The following is a 1615-nucleotide window of genomic DNA, read 5'->3' as shown; positions in this document are numbered from 1 at the left end:
GATCGCGGTGCCGATGCAGAAGGCGATCATCATGGCCCACATCTGTCGGTTGGTCGGCGCCATCCATCCCACAACTGCCGGTCCGAGGATGAGACCGATCACCGCCAGCAGCAGGTAGCCGAGGCTGACGGCGGCGCTGATGGCGATCGGCGCGGCGATCAGTCCCATGATCGTGAGCAGAGCCGCGCCGAGCATGAACATGCCGGGCAGCCGCAGTGGCTCGCGGAGCAGGCGCGGCAGCGCGAGGAGGAATGCGGTAAAGAGACAGACGTTCGCGAGGCTGAGAATCGGTAGGCCGAGTGTGGCCAAGGTCAGTGGGGCGAACCCGAAAGCCATGACCAGCATGGTGTTGCTGGCTCGGTCGAGACCGACAGCGATGGCAAAGCCCAAGAGACTCAGGATGGCGATAACGGCCGCCGCGATGAGAGGCGAGCTGAGAGCGGCAGGCAGCAACAGCACACACACGACGGCAACCACGATGACGGGGACCAGGACGGGCGCGATGGGCGCCCGCGCTTTTGCCCTCCGGAAACGCCTGGTTTCGGGGCGTGGTCGCGTCCGCGTATTGCTACTCATGTCGCCGCCACCTTACCGGCCGTATGACCACAGGTCCGGGCGAAGCCTCCGCTTCGCGGTGAGGGTCGTGCACCGTACGGGGCCCTCAGCCGGATGCGTAGACTGGCGGCTCTGAGTGGATCTATTTCATAGGAGCGGGATGTCGGAACAGAAGACGGTCTACGTGGGTATGAGCGCAGACCTGATCCACCCGGGTCACCTCAACATCCTTGAACACGCTGCGAAGCTGGGCGATGTCACCGTGGGATTGCTCACCGACGCGGCCATTGCGAGCTACAAGCGGCTCCCGCACCTGACCTTCGAGCAGCGCCGTGCCGTGGTTGCCAGCCTCAAGACGGTCCACGAAGTCGTGCCGCAGGAGACGCTCGATTACGTCGAGAACCTGCGCAAGTACAAGCCCGACTTCGTCGTGCACGGCGACGACTGGACGACCGGCGTCCAGCGCAAGACTCGCCAGAGAGTCATCGACGCGCTTGCCGAGTGGGGCGGCGAGCTGGTTGAGCCGGCCTACACCGAAGGCATCTCCTCCACTCAGCTGCACGAGGCGCTCAAGCAGATCGGCACGACGCCCAACGTACGGCTCGCCAGGCTCCGTCGACTGCTCGACAGCAAGGACATCGTCCGCATCATGCAGGCGCATGACGGTCTGACCGGTCTGCTCGTCGAGAGCTCGGCGGCAGAGCGCGCCGGCGTCAACGTCGAGTTCGACGGTATGTGGTCGTCCTCGCTCACAGACTCGACCGCGCGCGGCAAGCCCGACATCGAGGCTGTCGACCTCTCGACCCGGCTGCAGACGGTCAACGAGATCTTCGAGGTCACCACCAAGCCGATGATCTACGACGCCGACACCGGCGGAAAGCCCGAACACTTCGCGTTCACCGTCCGCTCACTGGAACGCACGGGCGTCTCTGCGGTGATCATCGAGGACAAGGAAGGCCTCAAGCGCAACTCGCTGTTCGGCACCGAGGTCGAGCAGACCCAGTCGTCGATCGAGGACTTCTCGCTGCGACTCAAGGCGGGCAAGGCAGCGCAGATCACC

The 1615-nt window shown here is 64.7% G+C and carries 2 protein-coding genes; one reads left to right on the top strand and one right to left on the bottom strand.

Translation table 11 applies throughout. The features are described 5' to 3' along the window. On the bottom strand, positions 1 to 576 hold a 576-nt coding region (locus V6M39_RS08670), incomplete at its 3' end, for a hypothetical protein (RefSeq protein WP_332643418.1). Positions 577 to 715: 139 nt separating this feature from the next. Here V6M39_RS08670 and V6M39_RS08665 point away from each other — a divergent pair. Then, the coding region (locus V6M39_RS08665) for an isocitrate lyase/phosphoenolpyruvate mutase family protein (protein WP_332643417.1) at positions 716 to 1615 on the top strand (900 nt) is incomplete at its 3' end.

Origin of the sequence: Aeromicrobium sp. (assembly GCF_036675695.1) — a bacterium.
Classification (GTDB): domain Bacteria; phylum Actinomycetota; class Actinomycetes; order Propionibacteriales; family Nocardioidaceae; genus Aeromicrobium.
The sequence above is the reverse complement of the archived record's forward strand: the minus strand, read 5'-3'. Positions and strand labels throughout refer to the sequence as shown.